A 19,304-nucleotide genomic window follows, 5' to 3' on the forward strand; every position below is an offset into this window, starting at 1 on the left:
GAAATAGTGCGCCCTTGAACTGCAACGATTTTGATGGCCATGCACCCGTTTGGAACCGCTCAAGGCGCCCGTTTCCATTGTCGCGCCGATTTCCGCGCGGACGCGGTGCTGAACCTCAACTTTTTCGATGCCGAACGCGCGCAAATTCCCTTTCACCTGTCCCTGCGCCGCGATGAGCGGCTGGCGGTGGTGAACCGCCGGGACGCGCAGGGCTGGCGCCGCGAAATCCGCATTCCCCTGGACCTGGAAGCGCGCGGCATTCCCGTCGAGATCCACTTTGCCGGGGCGGCGGTGGACCTGTGGGTCGATGGCCAGCATCTGGGCCGGTTCGACGCCATGCCCCGCCCCTCGCGCGAGGGGCGGATGTTCCTCAGACGCGGGTTCCCCGATCTCAGGCGCATCGCCTGGCTGGACATCCATGGCACCCTCGAACCCGGCAGCGCGCTGTTCGACAGCCTGGAAACCCGCGCCACGGGCCGGACCGGGCTGCACCTGACCGACAGCATCGAGATCACCTTGCGGGGCCTGTCGTCCGCGCAGGCCCGGGGCGCCGTGCTGGCGGTGCCCGGGCTCGAGGCGCCGATCCCCACCACCAGGCGCAGCCTGCCGTTCCTGCTGGCCGATGGCGGCGCCGAGCAAGAGATCCTGGCCGTGCTGCCCGGGCGGATCTGGGCGGGCGATACCGCCACGCTGGACCTGCGCATGACCGGCGCCGACGGCGCGGTGCTGGGCCGGATGACCCTCGATCGGGCCGATTTGGGCCGGCGGATCGCCACGCTGGCCCAGGCCGGTGGCCTCGCGGCCGACGACCGCGCCGCCTTGCAGGCCATCGAACACGTGCGTCACGCGGGTTTGCTGGATGCGCTGCCGGTCGCCGCGCGCCGGGCCCTGTTCGACGCCGCCGCGCGCTTTCGTCTGGGCGACTATCTGGCCGAGGGCAGCCAGCCCGAGCCGCCACCCCGGGTGCCCGGCCCGGACCCGGACGCCCTGCCTGCCGCCGCGGCCGAGCGGTTTTCAGGCCGGATGCGGGCCGCGCCTGCGTCCGATCCCGTGGCGTTGCTCAAGGGCGAGCTGGCCGTCCTGCCGGACAGCGAGACCCGCCTCTCGTTGATGCAGCGTGTCACCGAATGGTTCTGCCTGACCGGCCGCATGGCGGATCTGATGGCGCTGCGCCGGTTGTTCGCGCTGCCGTTGCCGCCCACACCGGACCCCGGCAACCTGTGGCTGATTTCGGTGCAATTGCCGGCCCTGCTGGACGCACGCCAGACCTGGCCCATGGTCGAGTCGCTGCGCCGGCTGGCGGTCGCCAGTCGCGCCTGGGTCTCGACCCCGCCGCTGGCGGCCGTGGTGATCGCCCTCGCTCAGGCCCGCCCCGCCGATGACGGCTGGATCCCCCCCGCCGGCCACCGGATCGAGGGGATCGTGGCGTTTCTCGATTTCCTGGACGCCCGCGCGCCGGACTACTGGGAACGCACGCCCTGCCGGATGCTGATCGCCGCGACCGTGGCCTTGCTGCGCGCGTCCGGCACGCTGCCCCTGGATCTGCGCGAGCGGGTGCAATGGCGGGCCATCGCGATCTATGCGCTGTCGCCCGCCTTTTGGCAGGCCCTGGCCGATCTGCCCGATGACCGCCTGCCCTGGCGGTTTCGGGTGCTGCGCCAGGGGTTCGCCGATCTGCGCGCCCTGATCGAGACGGACGGCCCCCGCGATACCGACTGGGAACACCGCGCCAACGCTGCCCTGCACCTGTTCGAAACCGTCGGCGCGGTCGGGCTGGACCGCTTCCGACGCGAGATGTTCGCACCCTCGGGCCTGCCCTCCTCGGACACCACGCACGGGCTGGGGCTGGGGCTGGACCCGGGCGAGGGCGCGTTGCGCCGTCTGGCCTGGCCGCTGTCCGACGCGCCCATCGACTCGCCCGCCCTGCCCGAGGGGTTGGCGCGCGCCAATCCGCAGGTCCACAGCGCCCCCCTGCGCGACCACGCGCGCGCGCTGAACCGCGCCGCCCATGCGGTGCTGGCCGGTCCGGGCAAGGGCGATGTCGCGGCGCTGGCCGACGCGCTGCCGACATTGATGAGCGATCTGCCCCGGTATCTGGGGCTGACGCTGGGCCTGTCCACCGCGCGCGGCCTGCTGGACCAGGCCCGCCAGGCCGAGGCCGAGACGCTGCTGTCGCGGCTGGTCGGCCTATCGCCGACCCTGGGCCCGCCCGAGGCCTGGCCCCCGCTGGCCGAGGCCTCGGTGCCCGCGCAGGCCCTGCACGCGCTGGCCACCGCGCATCCGCACAATGCCTGGGTGCGGCGCGCGGTGCAGGCGCTGGCGCATCGCCTTCCGCCTACCCCCGAGGCCCCGGGCGCCACCCCGGCCGACACCCGCGGCGACGACCGTGCCGGCGATCTCTACGCCGCAGCCAGCCCGGTGCAGGACACGCTGCTGTGCCTCTATTCCTGCCGGCCGAACCTGGACACGCGGGTTTCGGTCCTGCGCCAGACCTGGCTGCCGCTTCTGGCCGACATGGGCGTGCCGGTGCTGATTTTCGTGGGCGGCGGCGATGGCCGGCGCGAAGGCGACGTCGTCCACCTGCAAGCCCCCGACGATTACGAAGGACTGCCGCAGAAATCCCTGGCGCTGGCCCGCTGGGTGCTGGAGCACACCCGCTTTGGCCATATGGTCAAGGTCGATGACGACTGCTTCCTGGACCCGGCCGCCTGGTTCGGGGATCTGGCGCACCGGCGCTACGATTACTATGGCCGGCGCCTGCACCGCGTGCGCGGGCAGATGGACCGCACCTGGCACATGGCGAAATCGCAAAGCGCGCGCGGCCGGCTGGAACTGGACAAGTCGCCCGAACCCTCGACCTATGCGGACGGCGGGTCGGGCTATGCGCTGTCCCGCGCCGCGATGCAGGCCCTGTGCCGCGCCGCCGACAGCCCCGAGGGGCAGGGCCTGACGCGCCTGTCCTTCATGGAGGACAAGCTGGTCGGCGACCTGCTGGCGCTGTCGGGCATCGCCGTCGAAAGCGCCGATTATCAGGTCTCGGTGCTGCGCCGCACCCGGCCTGGCGGCCCGCTGGTCGCGCAATGGGAAAACGGCTTTCTGCCCTTTGCCGGCGGCGGCGTGAAGCTGGCGCATCTCGATGGCGTGGACAAGATGGCCGAGGTTCTCGCCGGGTTGCGCGCGGCCCGGCCGCAACCGCGCAAGGTCTGGCCCAGTTTCCAGCCCGCGCGGCTGGGATCGTGGACCAACGCGCTGGACCTGGTGTCCGCCCCCGACCGGCTGGCCCGCGCGATCGAGGCCGAGGTGGCGGTCGTCGCCTGCATGCGCAATGAACGCTTCCTGCTGCCGCGTTTCCTGGACCATTACCGCGCCCTGGGGGTCACGGGCTTTCTGATCGCCGACAACGGGTCCGACGACGGCAGTTTCGAATATCTGGCCGACCAACCCGATGTGGCCCTGTTCGCGGTGGATACCGATTACAGCCAATCGACCTATGGCGTGGCGTGGCAGCAGGCGCTCATGGCGAACTTCCGCCCCGGGCGCTGGACCCTGGCGGCGGATGCCGACGAATTGCTGTTCTGGTCGCGCGATCTGTCGGGGTCGCTGCCCGACCTGGTCCGCTCGCCCGAATTCGCGGGCGCCGACGCGGCGCGGGTCTTCATGCTGGACATGTATCCCCAGGGCCCGCTGGCCGAGGCCGATTTCCGCGCGGCCGACCCCTTTGCCCAGGCCGGGTTCGTGGACCGCACGCCGTTTCTTGCGGTGTCGGGGTCGCGCGGGCCGTATTCCGACGCGCCGGTGTGGACCAGCGCCCTCAGGCACCGTCTGATCCCCGGATCGCGGGCCGAACTGTTCGTGGCGCAGAAGGTCGCCTTGCTGAAATACCGGCCCTGGATGCGGCTGTCCGCAGGCCTGCATTTCGTCAGCGACACGCGGCTGGCGCAGCGCGACCTGCTGTTCGGGCATTTCAAATACAACGCCGCCTTTCACGCCAAGGCCGAGGCCGAGGTCGCCCGCGCCCAGCATTTCAACAACGCCGAGGAATACCGCAAATATCTGGCTCTGGTGTCCGAGGGGCGCGACCGCATCCACGATCCGGCCGTATCGGTGCCCTGGCAAACGTGCGAATTCGTGCAACGGATCTGCGCCGGCAAGCCGGTCTCGGCCTAGGGCGGGCGTCAGAACAGGCTGGTGCGGTCGGGAAACCGCCGGGCGCGCAGCCGTTCGTTCGACCGGGCGAAATGCTGGGCGATGCGGGTGCGGGCCTCGGGCGGCAGCGTCAGCGGCGTAAGCACCCCGCGGCGCACCAACATCAACGCGCGCACCAGCCCGTAGTGCAGCGGGCTGAACCGCCCGTTCCTGCGCCGCACCGGCAGCCAGCGATTGACCCGGCGGCGCACGGCGGCCTCTTGCGTGCTCAGCGCGGTGTTCATGCGCGCGGGTTCCGCCAGACCGGCGCGGGGCGTGCCCATCACGGCGCAGAAATCGTGGATCAGGTCGCCCTGAACCAGCGCGTCGCGGGTCAGCAGGCGCACATCCAGCCGGTCGGCACCGACGGCCTCTTCCCATTTGGTGACGATCCAGTTGAAGTTCAGCGCCTTCAGCCGCCCGTCGAGATGGGTGTCAAAGTCCAGCGTCTCGCCCCGGCGGATGCGTTCGGACCATGACGAGATCATCAGCTCGGCCTGATCGCGCAGATAGATCACATAGCGCACGTCGGTGAAACGCGCGGTCAGAAAACGGTCCAGCGCCTGCATCATCGCCGACTGGTGCAGCCAGGGCTGGATATGTTCGCTCGAGGCGATGAACAGATCCTCGGTCCAATGCGCCAGCCCGTCGTCCAGGAACTGGCGGTAGCGGTCCACATAGGCGGCTTCGGCCTGGGGCGTGGGCAGTTGCAGGATCAGCCGCGAGTGGGCGTCGCGGATCGTCTGCCCGGCGCCGACCACCCCGGTCGCGGCCAGCTCGAACTGGCTGCCAAAGGCGGGGTTGAGGGGCGCATAGCGGATGCCGCGCGACAGCAGGGCCTCGCGGTTGAGCTTCAGGAATTCCTGGATCGAGGACGAGCCCGTCTTGGGCATCCCGATATGGATCACCGCCCTCATGCGTCACCCCGATAGATCGTCAACAACGCGTCCAGATGGCCAGGCAGATCGACCGGCGGGCGTGCATGGGCCCAATAGTGCGCGGGCGTCAGACTGCCATCCAGAACCCGGCCCAGAACCGCCCGGAACGCCGAAAGGTCGTCGGCGCGGAACACCAGATCGGGGCAATGACCCAACTCCTGCGCGCCGCCTCGGTCCGAGGTCATCAGCGGGATATGGCGGGCGTGCATCTCGATCGCGACCTGGGGCAGGTTGTCCTCCCAGATCGGGGGCACCACGCCCAGCGCGACATCGTGCAACAGATCGGCCAGGTCGTCGTGGCGGTAGCCATCGACATGGCGCAACTCGGCCAACCGGGGGCGCAGGGCCTCCATCGCGGACATCGCGTCGGCCTCGCCCTGCGCGGCGGCCACGGTCAGGCGCAGGCGGCTGGCCATCTCGGGGGGCAACGCGGCCAGCGCGCGCATCAGGAAATAGAACCCCTTGTCGCGCCGCATGTAGCCCAGATAGGCCAGCCGCAGGGTGCCATCGTCTTGCAGGAACCGGGCGCGCGGGCGGGTGTGGTGCCATTCCGCCGCCTCGCGCGAGCCGATGCGCAGCGTTGTCATCCGCGAGGCGTGGATGCCATGCGTCAGTGCAATCTGCCGCACGCGGTCGGACACGCACAGCACCACGTCGCAATGCGCATTGATCAGCCCGACCATGCGCGCGCGCCGCTGGGCAAAGGCCAGCGCGGCCTCGGCGTGAAAGCTGGGCACCGAGGGTTCGGGCGTGGCGGTCCGGTCGTCTTCGCGGCGCGCGTGGCGCCAGCGCAGGACCCGCCGGACCGTGCGCCAGGCAAACCCCAGAACCGGCCGCGCGACCCCGCGATACAGCGCGCTGCCGGGGCCCATGCCAAACCGCCCCAGCGTCCGGCCGGTCGCATACACCGTGCGCACCGCGCGTTCTTCGGGGCGGGCGGTCAGGCAGCGCGTGCAGGCCCGGCCCGCGTCGAAGTTTTCGCAGCTTTCGCGTTCGGCGAACCACAGGTTCACCTGCGGGCAGATCGGATAGTAATTGTGCAGGCTCAGCACAAAGCGGGTGCCGGGCCAACGGTCCCGCAAGGCCAGAACCTCGGCCGGCAACCCCTCGAGATTGTTGAAATGGATCACGTCCCAGGGGCCGGTGCGGTCCACAAAGGCGGCAAAGGCGGCCACGGTGGCGGGGTGATCCAGTTGCGCGGGATTTCCGAAACCGGCGTGGGCGGGCGCGATGGTGCCCGAGTTGATCAGAGCATACCGCGCCCCCTCGCCGCCCGCGGTCGCCGCCGCCAGGGTCACGACGCGCGGCTTGCGACCGATCAGATCGTAGCCCAGCCCGGCGGACAGCATCGCGGTTTCGATCCCCTCGAGTCGGCTGAACCCGTCCAGCAGATTGCGCTGGTAGACGCTGACGCCACCGCCGCGCCCCTCGGCATCCTGCGGATCGGCCCAGTTGTAGAACAGAACCCTCATACCAGGGGCCCGCGCGGCACCACGCAACGCGGGCACCGTTCGCAACCGGGGGGGAAATCACGGAACAAGGGCATGGGCAGGAACATTTCGGCAAGGCCCGCATCGGGCCGGAAAGGGGACAAGGCGCGGCAAGGGAAACCCGTGCTCAACTCATGTTGAACTTGTGTCGGTCCACGGCGTCTTCCAGATCATTGAAATAGGTCAGCTTGCCCTGATGCAGCAAGATCGCGGCGTCGCAGAACTCCTTGAGCTCCTCAAGGTTGTGATTGACCAGGATCGCGCTGGACCGGTGCATCCGGTCGCGGAACACCGCGCGGCTCTTGCGGCGGAATCGCTGGTCGCCGACCGCCGTCACCTCATCGACCAGATAGGTGTCGAACGGGATCCCCATGGAAATCCCGAAGGTCAGCCGCGACCGCATCCCCGAGGAATAGGTGCGGAACGGCATATGGAAATGCGGACCGATCTCGGCAAAGTCCTGAACGAAATCGGACAGCTCGTCGGTATCGACGCCATAGACCCGGGCCAGGAAACGGGTGTTCTGCGCCCCGGTCAGATCGCGGTTGAAGCTGCCGCTGAACCCCACCGGCCACGAGATCGACCCGTCGCTCCAGACCTGGCCGGCATCGGGTTTCATCGTCCCGGCGATCAGTTGCAGCAGGGTCGATTTGCCCGCGCCGTTGCCGCCCAGCAGCGCCAGCGACCGCCCGGTCGGCAGCGTCAGGTTGAGCCGGTCGATGACCACCTGAAAGCGGTTGTTGACCCAGAAACCCTTTGTCAGACCCTCGAACTGGATCATCGCGCGGCCCCCAGCCTAGCCCCGGTCGCGCAGGCTGTAATAGATCAGCGCCGCCGAACCCCATCCCAGCACCAGAAACAGCGCCGCCATGAAGGTCAGCAGATAGCGTTGCGGGTATTCGGCACTTTGCGCCAGCGTCGGCTGAACGTAGGTCGCCAGATACAGGCTCTGGCGTTGCGCGTTCGAGCGCGCGGCGTCCAGCGCCGCCAGCGCGGCGGTATAGGTCGTCTCGGCAAAGTGCTGGTTGACAGTCAGGCTTTCGAACTGCGCGATGAGCCGGGGGTAATCGGTGTCGAAGACGGTGACATCCTGCGTCGCGAAATTGCGCCGCTCCTCCGAGATGCGCTGGCGGATCACCTCGATCCGGCGATCCGCCTGACGCACGCGGGGGTCGGTTTCGGCGGTGCTTTGCAGCAGCAGGTCGTAATCCACCAGTGCCTGCGCCAGTTGCTGTTGCAGGCCGTTGATGACGCCCATGCGCCCTTCGATATCGGCCTGCGGATCGACGATCTGGGTGCGGGCACGGAAACTGGCCAGATCCTCGCGCGCGGTGCGCAGCCGCGCCAGCGCATCCTCCAGGTCCTGCTCGGCGTTGGCCATGCTGTCGCGCCGGGCCTGGGCGTTCAGCGCGTTGATCATCGTTTCGCTTTCGCGCACCACGATCTGGGCGATGCGTTGCGCCATCTCGGCGGTGTGGGCGCGAACCTGCACGTCCATCAACCCCGAATTCTTGTCATAGGACACGATCACCACCCGGTCCCAGAACCAGACCAGATCCTCGATCGAGGCGTCCGGCCACAACGAGAACACCGGGTCGGTCGCCCAGAATTCGGAATAATGGGCGCGCAGGTCGATCTGCTGCTGCACCCGTTCGACCAGTTGCTGGCTGTGGATATAGGCGTAGAGAACGTCGGTGTTCGACGACCCGCCGCCACCGATGAAGGCGTTGATGCCGCCGACCAGTTCGGCGGCGGCCGCCCCTTCCTCGCGGCGGACGGTGAACCCGGTGGTCGAGGCATACTGATCCCGGGCAAAGCCGAACAGATAGACCGTCACCGCGATCAGCGGCACCACCACCAGGACCAGGAAACTGGTGCGCATCCGGCGGTGGCGTGGCTTGAACACGGCGGGCGAGGCCACGGGGCGGACCTCGGGCATGGCACCCTCGGCACCGCCCGCGGCCCTGCGCTTTGCCTGTCGGGCCTGCCGGGCGGCCCATTGGCCCTGTCCCTTGCCTTTGGGCGCCTGTTGCGGGGCGTCGTCCTGCGTGTCGTCATCCACGACGCTCTCCAAAGGTTGTTTGCCTCTTCGGTCGGTTTTCTACATAGTCCGGCCGATGAAGACCAGTAAAAGGAAGTCGCGCGCGCGATGTCCAGCCCCACCCTGTCACCGTCCGGTGAGATGATCCGCCCCGGCGCGCTGAGCCGCAGCCACCCGACCGCGCGCACCATTTCCGCACTGGTCCTGCGCGAGATGACCACCCGCTTCGGGCGGACCCCGGGCGGGTTCCTGTGGGCGCTGCTGCAACCGCTGGCGACGATCATCATCCTGGGCATGGCGTTCTCGCTGCTGGCGCGCTCACCCGCGCTGGGCACCAGTTTCATCCTGTTCAAGGCGACAGGGATGATGCCCTTTCAGACCTTTCGGTCGAACGCGACGATGGTCGGCGGCAGCATCTCGTATTCGCGCTCGCTGCTGCTGTATCCGGGCGTGACCTGGGTCGATGCGCTGCTGGCGCGGTTCATCCTGAACACGTTGGTGATGATCGTGGTGACGGCACTGATTCTGGTGGGCGTCGTGCTGGTGCAGGGCGTGACCCTGATCATGGACTGGAATGCGGTGATCCTGTCGATGGCGCTGAGCGCCTTTCTGGGGCTGGGCGTCGGCACGCTGAACTGCTTCCTGACCGAACGGATCGAGATCTGGTCGCGGATCTGGCAAATCCTGAACGCCCCGCTGATGATCCTTTCGGGCGTGCTGATGCTGCCCGAGAGCCTGCCGACCGACATCCAGACCTGGCTGTATTACAACCCGCTGATCCATCTGACCGGGCTGATGCGGCAGGGATTCTATGCCACCTACCAGCCGCAATACGTGTCGATCCCCTACGTGTTGCTGTGGTCGATGATCCCGTTCCTGCTGGGGCTGATCCTGCTGCGGCGCTATCACCGCGAGCTCATCAACCGCTGATTACGGGTCGGGCGCACGCCCCTCGGCGCGGGCCAGGACCTCGGCATGGGGGCGGCCGGTGCGCCGCCGCAGCCCGTCCGCCAGCGCAAGTGCGAACAGCCGCAGGAACCGGCCGCGTTCCCCGCCGTGCGCCTTGAGCCGCAGCAGCCATCGCGGAACATAGTAGGCCAGCACCGGCACAAAGAAGACGCCCGTCGCCATGCGATACAGGATCAGCAGGTTGCGGTGATAGTAATAGACCTTCCACAAGGGGCGGATGCGCGGATCGGCGGTGGAATAGGTCGTGCTGTCATGCGTGAACCGGACCGAGGGCGCAAAGCCCAGCCGGTGCCCCGCCCGCGTCAGGCCCATCGTGTAGATCGCGTCATCGCCATACAGAAACAGCGCCGGGTCGGGATAGCCGCGCCGCGCAATGACCGACGCGCGCAGAAAGAACCCCACGAACGAGGCCCCGTCCACCGCGCGCAGACCCGCGCGGGCAAAATCGGCCTCGCCCAGGTGGAACGCACCGCGCCCCCCGCCCAGCACCGTGCGCATGAGGATGCGCTTGTGCCAGAACGGGTTCAGCGTGGGCCGGTTCATCTCGCACAGGGTGCCGTCGGGATGCCGGACCGCCGCGGCGATTCCGTCCCATCCGTCCAGGTCCAGCGCCTGAAAGGCCGCCAGCGCGCCCGGGTCGGGGCGGGCGTCGTCGTCCATGACGACCAGCCAGTCGGGGCCATGATGCGCCATCGCGTGCCGCATCCCGGCCTCGAAGCCGCCGGCGCCGCCGGTGTTGCGGTCCAGCCGCAGGACATGCAGCCGGGGGTCCGTCTGCGTTGCCAGCCAGTCCGGCGTGCCATCGTCCGAGGCGTTGTCCACCACGACCACCGCGGCCAGCGCGGCGCGTGGCGCGGCCAGCAGTGCGGGCAGCGTCACCTGCAATTGCGCCAGGCGTCGGTGCGTCACCACCACCGCCACCAGCCGCCCGTTGCCGCCCGTTCCGTCCTGCATCGACACCCCCTGACACCCCTGCCCAGCTAGGCCAGCCGCGCCGGCCTGTCAAATGGCGCACCCGCTCGGCCGTTGGATCAAATGCGACACGAACGCCCCATTTCTGCCCAGATTGCGCACCGCTTGCCACCCCGCGATCCATGCACGGTGCCCCCCGGTGGAAAGAAGGGGCAGCCCATGCGACTGACGTTGCAAGGCGTGATCGAGACCGGGGTCGGTCTGCTCGATTCGGGCATTACCGACCTCGAGGTCGCCGTGGTCGATGGCACGCTGCATCTGTATTCCAGCACCGGGCGCAACGGCGGTTTGGTGGATTACGTCGTCGGCGCCGAAGGTGGGGCCGAGGTCGGCACCAGCGTGATCTTCCCGCCCGAGATCACCGCGATCGTCTCGGACAGGATCGTTCTGGCCGACGATGGCACCGGGCTGGTGCTGCTGGTCGGCAATGCGGCGCAGGGCCTGGTCGGCTACCTGACCGATGCCGGCGGCAATCTGGGGGCGCAGGTGCTGTCCAGCCTGACCGCGGCCGAAGGGGCCGCAACCGACGGCAGCATCGGCCATATCGAGGCGCTGGTGGTTCTGGCCGACGCCAGCCTGTCACTGTTCCCCGCCGGCTTCGACTGCACGCAACTGGTGGAACTGGTCAGCATCACCCTGAACGGGCAGAGCTTTCTTCTGGGCGCCTGCGGCAGCCTGGACGGGGTGGTGGGCTTTCGCGTCGATCCCGGCACGGGCCAGTTGATCCAGACGGGCACGATGGGCATGGCCCAGGGGCTGGGCGTGCATCTGCCCACCGCGATCGAGGTGGTCGAGATCGCGGGCCAGGCCTATGTGCTGCTGGCGGCCTCGGGTAGCTCGTCGATATCGGTGATGCGGCTGGGGCTGGACGGCGCGCTGACGCCGACCGACCATGTGGTCGATACCGGCATCACCCGGTTCGAAGGCGTCCAGGCGCTGGGGGTCGCGCAATCGGGCGATCACGTCTTTGTCGTCGCCGGCGGTGCCGACAACGGTCTGACCCTGTTCCGCCTGTTGCCCGACGGCCGCCTGATCGCCCTGCAAAGCCTTGGCGATACCGCCCTGACCGCAATGCACAAGGTGACCGCCGTCAGCCTGGCGATCGAGGGCGACCTGCTGCACGTCTTCGTCGGCTCGCAGAACGAAAGCGGGGTGACGCATTTCACCCTCGATCTGTCCAACCTGGGGATCGTCCTGTCGGGCACTGCCGCGGCGGAAACCCTGGCGGGCGGCGGCGGCGACGACGTGCTGATGGCCTCGGGCGCGGGGGACACGTTGCTGGGCGGGGCGGGCGACGACATCCTGGTGACCGGCCAGGGCCAGACGGTGATGACCGGCGGCGCGGGCGCGGATACCTTTGTCATCCGCGACGGGGCCGGCGGTTCGACCGTCACCGACTTTCAGCGCGGAACGGACCGGCTGGATCTTTCCGACCTGCCGATGCTGCGCGACCCCGCGCAACTGAGTGTCACGGCGACCGGATCGGGCTGCATCGTCAGCTATCGCGGCACGATGATCGTGGTGACCGCCGCCGATGGCCGACCGCTGACCCTGGCCGACCTGTTCCCCGGGGGCTTCGACTGGGCCGATCATTTCCCCTTTGTGCCGCAAGAGCCGGTCACGCCGCTGAACCCCGGTGTGCGGATCAAAGGCACGGACCTGCGCGACACGCTGACCGGCACCGACCGCGACGACACCCTGCTCGGCGGCCTGGGGCACGACACGTTGATCGGTGGCGCCGGCAACGACAGCCTGGACGGGGGCAACGGCCGCGACCTGCTGACGGTGACAGACGGCGCCAACCTGTTGCTGGGCGGCGCCGGCGCGGACACGCTGCGGGGCGGGATCGGCGCCGATACGCTGGACGGCGGCGACGGCCGGGACCTGATCCAGGGCGGCGCCGGGAACGACCTGATCTATGGCGGCAACGGCGCGGATACCCTGGCCGGTGGCGCGGGTGACGACACGCTCCGCGACAGCAGCGGGCGCAATCTGCTGTATTGCGGGGCCGGCAACGACGATGCCCTGGGCGGGGCCGACAGCGACCAGATCTATGGCGGCCAGGGCGACGATCTGGTGGACGGGGGCGGCGGCAATGACACCGTGGGCGGCGGAACCGGCAACGACACCGTGCGCGGCGGCGCCGGCGACGATCTGCTGTTCGGCAAGTCCGGCAACGACTGGATGGAGGGGGGCGCGGGCGCCGACGAGATCTGGGGTGGCGACGGCGCCGACACGCTGGACGGCGGCGACGGGCACGACCTGATCTATGGCGGCGCCGGCGACGATCAGATCTTTGGCGGCAGCGGGTCCGACCGGCTTTGGGGCAAGGACGGCGACGACCTGATCGACGGCGGCAGCTGGAACGACCTGCTCTGGGGCGACGCGGGCAACGACACGCTGATCGGCGGAACCGGCGACGACTGGTTGTCGGGCGGCGATGGCGACGACCTGCTGCAAGGCGACGAAGGCAATGACGTGATGCGCGGCGGGCGCGGCACCGACACGTTCGTGGGCGGCGCCGGGGCCGATGTGTTCGAATACTTCCGCGACCACGACACCAGCCGGATCATGGATTTCCACCCGGGCGAGGGCGACGCGCTGCGGATCGACGACTGGACCTGGCACATGCTGGGCACGCTGAGCGCGCAAGAGGTCGTGGACCGCTTCGGCCTTCTGGATGCGGATGGCAATGTCGTGCTGGATTTCACCGGGATCGGCAGCGGGATGGTGATCCTGGACGGGTTCCACGATCTGTCCGGGCTGGCCGGCGCCATCGACATCGTCTGACCCGCCGCGGTTCGGACCGGCCGACCGCAGGCGCGCGGGATCAGCCGCCCGCTTCCTCGCTAGAGACGGCGTTGTGGTCGATGTCGCGTTTGACCCAGCGCATCGTTTCCTCGACCAGCGCCGGGGCATCGCCCGCCTCGATCGCCGCGCGCAACGCCTGAAGGGCCCGGGCCGTTTCGAATTCGGACAGAACCTTTTCGCGCGTGCGCGACAGCTTGGGGTGCGCGGTATCTTCCAGCTGCGCGCTGATCGACAACTCCTCGTGCAGCTTCTCGCCGGGGCGCAGGCCGGTGGTGACGATCTCGATGTCGCCCTCGGGGTTCTGCGCGTCGCGCACGGTGTGTCCCGACCGCTCGATCACCTGCCGCGCCAGATTGAGGATGCGCACCGGCTTGCCCATGTCCAGGACAAAGATCTCGCCCCCCTCGGCCAGCGTTCCAGCCCACAGAACCAGGCGACAGGCCTCTTGCGTGGTCATGAAATAGCGCGTGACCAACTCGTCGGTCACGGTGACCGGCCCGCCCCGGCTGATCTGCTCGTGAAAGATCGGCACCACCGACCCCGACGACCCCAGCACATTGCCGAACCGCACCATGGCAAAGATCGTGTTCCCCGACCGGCGCGCCAGATCGCCGACGATGATTTCCGACAGCCGCTTGGTCGCGCCCATGACCCCCACGGGGCGCACCGCCTTGTCCGACGAAATCAGCACGAACCGCTGCACCCCCAGGTCCAGCGCCGCCTGCGCCAGGGTCAGCGTGCCGAAGACGTTGTTGGTGACACCGGCGATCGGGTTCTTCTCGACCATGGGCACATGCTTGTAGGCGGCCGCGTGCAGGATCACCGACACGCCGTGCTCGAGGATGACGGACCGGATCAGCCGCGCGTCGCCGGTAGAGCCCAGGACGGGAACGATCCGGACCGGCGTATCTTCGGACAGGGCGCGCAATTCGCGGTCGATCATGAACAGCGCGTATTCGTTCAGATCCAGGATCACCAATGTCCGGGGCTTGCACCCCAGGATCTGCCGGCACAGTTCCGACCCGATCGATCCGCCCGCGCCGGTTATCAGCACCGCCTGGTCGGTATAGGCCCCGCAGCCGCCGTTCAGGGCATCGGTCAGGTGTTGCCGCCCCAGAACGGACTGCGGCAGCACCGGCGCCAGTTTGGTGACGATCTGCTGCTCGCCGATCAGCTGCGCAAACGAGGGCAGCGCGTGAACCTCGACCCCGTGCTTGCCGACACGCCGGGCGATCTGCGCCTGTCGCGGCATGCTGAGGGACGGCATCGCCAGAAGCACGCGCTCGATGTGATGCGATTCGATCAGCGATTCGATGCGCCGGCCAGGAAACACCGTGAGCCCGGCCACCGTCATCCCCTGAAGCGAGGGGTTGTCGTCGAGAAAGCCGATCACCCGGACCTCGGCGTGGGCCTTCAGCGCCATGGCCAACTGGATGCCGGTCATACCCGCGCCATAGATCAGCACCCGCTTGCTGGGCGTGTCGTGGCGATAGATCGCGATCAGGATCTGCAACAGGATCATGCGCGACGCGGCGCTGAACACCGAATACATCAGCGCCAGGATCACCGGCGTTCCGACCTGGACATGGGAATAACCCAGCATGATGAGCCCGGCCAGCATCCCCGCCAGAACCGCCCCCAGCGCGGCGCTGAGCCCCAGCGCCGACAGCTCATAGGATTTGAGCTGCACCCGCGGCAGGCCCAGCAGGATCGACAGGAACCCCGAGGCAATCGTCAGGATCCCGAAGGCCAGCCATTCCTGCTGGATCACGGAGACCGACGGCACCCGGCCCGCCGCCACCGCCAGCGACACCAGCAACGAGACGGGCACGAGGACCACGTCAAGCGCCATCAGGATCGCTTGCTTCACGGGACGGGACAGGGTCTTGAGGATTGCGAGCATACCGAACCGGACTGGGGTCGTTCAGGAAGCGTTACGCCTCCTGGTTGCAAAAGAGAAACGCGAAGACAGGGTCCCCCCGAAAATTTCTAACAGATATTGCACCGCAGAGACAGCATTGCCACCGGCATGGGCGGAATGTTGCGCCGCGATGCAGAAATCTACAGCGGACTGACGGCAAAGGCCCCGACACGGCGGCCTGCGCGGCGCGCCTCCAGCCAGGCGTGGGCACTGTCCAGCGCCTCGCGGATCGTCACGTCCATGTCCAGATACCGATAGGTGCCCAGCCGCCCCAGGAAGCTGACCCCCTCGGTCTGCGCGGCGCGGTCCACATAGCGGCCCAGCAGGGCTTTCTCCTCGATCAGCCGGATCGGATAAAAGGGAATGTCGTCGGGGCCCGCCGCACGCGCGCGTTCCCGATAGAGCACCGTTTCCGCGTGGTCCTCCCAGGGCGCGAAATGCTTGTGCTCGGTGATCCGCGTCCAGGGCACATCCGCGTCGCAATAGTTCATCACCGCGCATCCCTGCCAGTCGCCCCGGGCCGTGAACCGCTCGAAATCGAGGGTGCGATACCCCAGCCGGCCCAGGTCATGCCCAAACCAGGCGTCCAGCGGCCCGGTCCAGAAGACATGCGCCGCCGTCCCCGCCATCGCGGGCGCATAGGGCGTGCGCAGTTCCAGCCGGATGCGCGGATGGTCAAGGATCGCCTGCACCAACGCCGTGTAGCCCTGCTCCGGCATCCCCTGATAGGGATGCGCAAAATAGCTGTCATCATAGCTGAACCGCACCGGCAGACGCTTCAGGATCGCGGCCGGCAGGGCGCGCGGCGCGCAGCCCCATTGCTTTTGCGTATAGCCCTTGAAGAACGTCTCGTAGAGCCGCGCCCCCATCAGCGCCAGCGCCTGCTCCTCAAAGTTGCGGGGCGCGGCGATGTCGGTTTCGGCCTGTGCGGCGACAAAGGCGCGGGCCTCGTCGGGGCGAAAGGTCCGGCCGAAGATCTGGTTGATGGTCAGCAGGTTCAGCGGTAGCGAATAGACCCGCCCGCCGCTTTGCGCCATGACCCGGTGCCGATACGGGCGAAAGGTCGCGAAGCGGTTCACATAGGCCCAGACCCCGGCGTCGGCGGTGTGAAAGATGTGCGGCCCGTAGACATGCACCATCACCCCCGTTTCGGCATCGCGTTCGGTGTGGCAATTGCCGCCGACATGATCGCGCGCCTCGATCACGCGCACGCGCAGGCCGGCCTCGGCCAGTTCGCGCGCCACCACCGCGCCCGACAGGCCGGCGCCGACGATCAGGACCGCGCTGTCATCCGCCAAGCCATGCCCTTTCACCTTGTCGCAAATACGCCGGGGGTCCGGGGGCAGGGCCCCCGGCGGCTCAATCCATGTTCATCCGCTTCAGATACCCCTCGATCAGCGGCACGTCCGAGGGGTTGTTCAACTCCCAGAAGGCCGCGCCCGGCGCGCTGACCTCGACGGCCGCGATCTTGTGCCCGTGTTCGAGGAACCGCAACTGCTCCAGCCCCTCGATCTGTTCCAGCGCCCCGGCGTCAAGGCCCGCATAGAGCGTCAGCGCCTGCGGCGTATAGGCGTAAAGCCCGACATGGTGGAACACCGGGATCGGGTCATGGCGTTTCAGGCTGCCCGTGAACGGGATCACTTCCTTGGAAAAGTAGATGGCGTTGCCCAGCATGTCGCGCACAACCGTGGTGGCGCCGACACGGCCGGCCTTGCGGTCGGCCAGGAAATTGTCCAGCGCCTCGCGGTCGCAGCGCAGCACGGGCGTCGCAACCTGGCGCGTGTCGTCGTCGCGCATCGCGGCGATCAGCGCGCTGACGAAATGCGGCGGCGTCAGCGGCGCGTCGCCTTGCAGGTTCACCACGATCGGCTGCGTCAGCCCCGCACGGTGCACCGCCTGGGCGACGCGCTCGGTGCCGTTGGCGCATTCGGGGTCGGTCAGGATGACCTCGACACCGATGCGGCGCGCCTCGTCGACGATGCGCGCGTCATCGGTTGCGACATAGACGCCGGTGACGCCGCGCGTGGACACCGCCGCGGCACGGGCCGCCATGACGCTGCGTTCCAGCAGGCTGCGTTCGACGCCGGACGCGCCCTTCAGCTTTGCCAGCGGCTTGGCCGGGTAGCGGGTGGACGCGTAGCGCGCCGGAATGACGATGACGGCCTCACGCATTCGGGCCTCCTTTGGTCAGGGCGTCGTAGGCGGCCAGGTTGCCGATCAGCGCCTTCATCTGGTCCAGCGGCACCATGTTCGGCCCGTCCGAGGGGGCGTTGTCCGGGTCCTGGTGGCTTTCGATGAACAGCGCGTGCACGCCGACCGCGCAGGCGGCGCGCGCCAGCACCGGCACGTATTCGCGCTGCCCCCCGGTCGAGGCCCCCTGCCCCCCCGGCTGCTGCACCGAATGCGTGGCATCGAACACCACCGGATAGCCGGTCGCGGCCATTTCCGGCAGGCCGCGGAAATCGGTCACCAGCGTGTTGTAGCCAAAGCTGGTGCCCCGGTCGCACAACAGGATGTTCTGGTTGCCGGTGCTGGCGATCTTGGCGGCGACGTTCTTCATGTCCCAGGGCGCCAGGAACTGGCCCTTTTTCACGTTGACCGCCTTGCCGGTTTCGCCGGCGGCCAGCAACAGGTCGGTCTGGCGGCACAGAAAGGCGGGGATCTGCAACACGTCCACCACCTCGGCGGCTTTGGCGCAGTGCCAGGGTTCATGCACGTCGGTCAGCACCGGCACGCCGAATTCCGCGCGGATCGCGGCCAGCGCCTCCAGCCCCTTGTCCATGCCCAGCCCGCGCTGCGCCCCGACCGAGGTGCGGTTGGCCTTGTCGTAGCTGGCCTTGAAGATCAGCCGGGTGCCGGTGGGCGCGCAGGCCTCGAGCAGGCCCGCGCACATCCTCCGCGCGTGATCCAGGCTTTCCAGCTGGCAAGGCCCGGCAATCAACGCGAAGGGATGCGTGCCGCCGATGGCGATGTCGCCGATGGTGACAATCCGGGTCATGGGCACTCCTTACACCACGCCCGCGCGCAGGCAGTCGTGCAGGCGCACGATCCCCACCGGGCTGAGGTCGGTTTCGACGACGAAAACGGAATAGATCTTGCGTTTGTTCATGATCGCCACGGCCTCGGCGGCGGCGGTCTCGGGCGAGACGCTGACCGGGTTCCTGGTGGCCACCTGCCCGGCGGTGCGGCCCATCAGCCCGTCCATGTGGCGGCGCAGGTCCCCGTCCGAGATGACGCCGATCAGCGCGCCTTGCGCATCGGTCACCCCGGTGATGCCAAAGCCGCAGCGGGTCATGGTCAGGATGGTGTCGGGCATGGGCGTGGCCTCGGACACCAGGGGCAGCAGGTCGCCCGAATGCATGAGCTGCGTCACCTTGGCCAGACGCGCGCCCAGCTTGCCGCCGGGGTGGAAACTGCGGAAATGTTCGGCGCGGAATTCGCGCTGGTCCATCACCGCCACGGCCAGCGCGTCGCCCAGTCCCAGCGTCAGCGTGGTCGAGGTCGTCGGCGCCATGCCCAGCGAGCAGGCTTCCTCGTGGTCGGGCAGGGTCAGCTTCAGGGTCGCGGCCTGCATCAGCGTCGAATCCGCGCGTTTCGAGATGCCGATCACCGGCACGTCGAACCTGAGGCAATAGGCCAGCAAATCGCTGAGTTCACTGGTCTCGCCCGAGTTCGAGATGACGATGGCGATGTCGTCGGGCGTGATCATGCCCAGGTCGCCATGGCTGGCCTCGGCCGGGTGGACAAAGAACGCAGGCGTCCCGGTCGAGGCCATCGTCGCCGCGATCTTGCGCGCGATATGGCCCGACTTGCCCATCCCCGACAACGCCACCCGCCCCCGCCCGTTCAGGATCAGCCGCACGGCCGCGTCGAAATCGGCAGGCAGCGCGCGCGACAGCGCCAGCAGCGCGTTGCCTTCGATGTCCAGCACGCGCGTGGCCGATGCGGTGGGCGTTCGGGGGGTGGTCGGCATGGGG

General features: G+C 68.4%; 13 protein-coding genes. 3 read left to right on the forward strand and 10 right to left on the reverse strand.

The features are described 5' to 3' along the window. The first annotated feature begins 33 nt into the window (after positions 1 to 33). Complete coding sequence (locus H6900_02440) at positions 34 to 4,167, forward strand: glycosyltransferase family 2 protein (protein ID MCC0072127.1); 4,134 nt, start codon at positions 34 to 36, stop codon at positions 4,165 to 4,167. Between the two features lie 8 nt (positions 4,168 to 4,175). Here the strand turns inward: H6900_02440 and H6900_02445 are convergent, their stop codons facing one another. The 4 genes from H6900_02445 to H6900_02460 form a co-directional block, all read right to left on the reverse strand. Beyond that, a complete protein-coding gene (locus H6900_02445) occupies positions 4,176 to 5,102 on the reverse strand; it encodes a hypothetical protein (GenBank protein MCC0072128.1) in 927 nt (308 codons plus the stop codon). Further along, complete coding sequence (locus tag H6900_02450) at positions 5,099 to 6,595, reverse strand: glycosyltransferase (protein ID MCC0072129.1); 1,497 nt, start codon at positions 6,593 to 6,595, stop codon at positions 5,099 to 5,101. Before H6900_02450 ends, H6900_02445 begins: the two co-directional genes overlap by 4 nt. A 145-nt stretch (positions 6,596 to 6,740) precedes the next feature. Then, on the reverse strand, positions 6,741 to 7,394 hold the full coding sequence (locus H6900_02455; GenBank protein ID MCC0072130.1) for an ABC transporter ATP-binding protein: 654 nt from the start codon (positions 7,392 to 7,394) through the stop codon (positions 6,741 to 6,743). 15 nt (positions 7,395 to 7,409) lie between these two features. After that, entirely contained in the window at positions 7,410 to 8,552 is a 1,143-nt protein-coding gene (locus tag H6900_02460; protein ID MCC0072131.1) for a sugar transporter, read from the reverse strand. Positions 8,553 to 8,762: 210 nt separating this feature from the next. Between H6900_02460 and H6900_02465 the strand changes: the two genes are divergently transcribed. Next, positions 8,763 to 9,584, forward strand: coding sequence for an ABC transporter permease (locus H6900_02465; GenBank protein MCC0072132.1), 822 nt, complete (start codon positions 8,763 to 8,765; stop codon positions 9,582 to 9,584). On the opposite strand, the gene H6900_02470 is transcribed toward H6900_02465, so the two are convergent. Further along, entirely contained in the window at positions 9,585 to 10,577 is a 993-nt protein-coding gene (locus H6900_02470) for a glycosyltransferase (protein ID MCC0072133.1), read from the reverse strand. A gap of 177 nt (positions 10,578 to 10,754) precedes the next feature. Here H6900_02470 and H6900_02475 point away from each other — a divergent pair, with 177 nt between their 5' ends. Next, the gene (locus H6900_02475; GenBank protein MCC0072134.1) at positions 10,755 to 13,385 is read left to right on the forward strand and encodes a hypothetical protein; all 2,631 of its coding nucleotides are present in this window, start codon (positions 10,755 to 10,757) and stop codon (positions 13,383 to 13,385) included. Between the two features lie 40 nt (positions 13,386 to 13,425). Here the strand turns inward: H6900_02475 and H6900_02480 are convergent, their stop codons facing one another. From H6900_02480 to H6900_02500, 5 genes are all read right to left on the reverse strand, one after another. After that, the gene (locus tag H6900_02480) at positions 13,426 to 15,309 is read right to left on the reverse strand and encodes a polysaccharide biosynthesis protein (protein ID MCC0072135.1); all 1,884 of its coding nucleotides are present in this window, start codon (positions 15,307 to 15,309) and stop codon (positions 13,426 to 13,428) included. A gap of 158 nt (positions 15,310 to 15,467) precedes the next feature. After that, positions 15,468 to 16,625, reverse strand: coding sequence for an NAD(P)-binding protein (locus H6900_02485; protein ID MCC0072136.1), 1,158 nt, complete (start codon positions 16,623 to 16,625; stop codon positions 15,468 to 15,470). Between the two features lie 61 nt (positions 16,626 to 16,686). Then, a complete protein-coding gene (locus H6900_02490) occupies positions 16,687 to 17,499 on the reverse strand; it encodes a 3-deoxy-manno-octulosonate cytidylyltransferase (GenBank protein ID MCC0072137.1) in 813 nt (270 codons plus the stop codon). Beyond that, complete coding sequence (kdsA, locus tag H6900_02495; protein MCC0072138.1) at positions 17,492 to 18,325, reverse strand: 3-deoxy-8-phosphooctulonate synthase; 834 nt, start codon at positions 18,323 to 18,325, stop codon at positions 17,492 to 17,494. Before kdsA ends, H6900_02490 begins: the two co-directional genes overlap by 8 nt. 9 nt (positions 18,326 to 18,334) lie before the next feature. After that, complete coding sequence (locus H6900_02500; GenBank protein MCC0072139.1) at positions 18,335 to 19,300, reverse strand: KpsF/GutQ family sugar-phosphate isomerase; 966 nt, start codon at positions 19,298 to 19,300, stop codon at positions 18,335 to 18,337. Between the last annotated feature and the right edge of the window lie 4 nt (positions 19,301 to 19,304).

It is taken from the genome of Rhodobacter sp. (genome assembly GCA_020637515.1).
Lineage (GTDB): Bacteria > Pseudomonadota > Alphaproteobacteria > Rhodobacterales > Rhodobacteraceae > Pararhodobacter.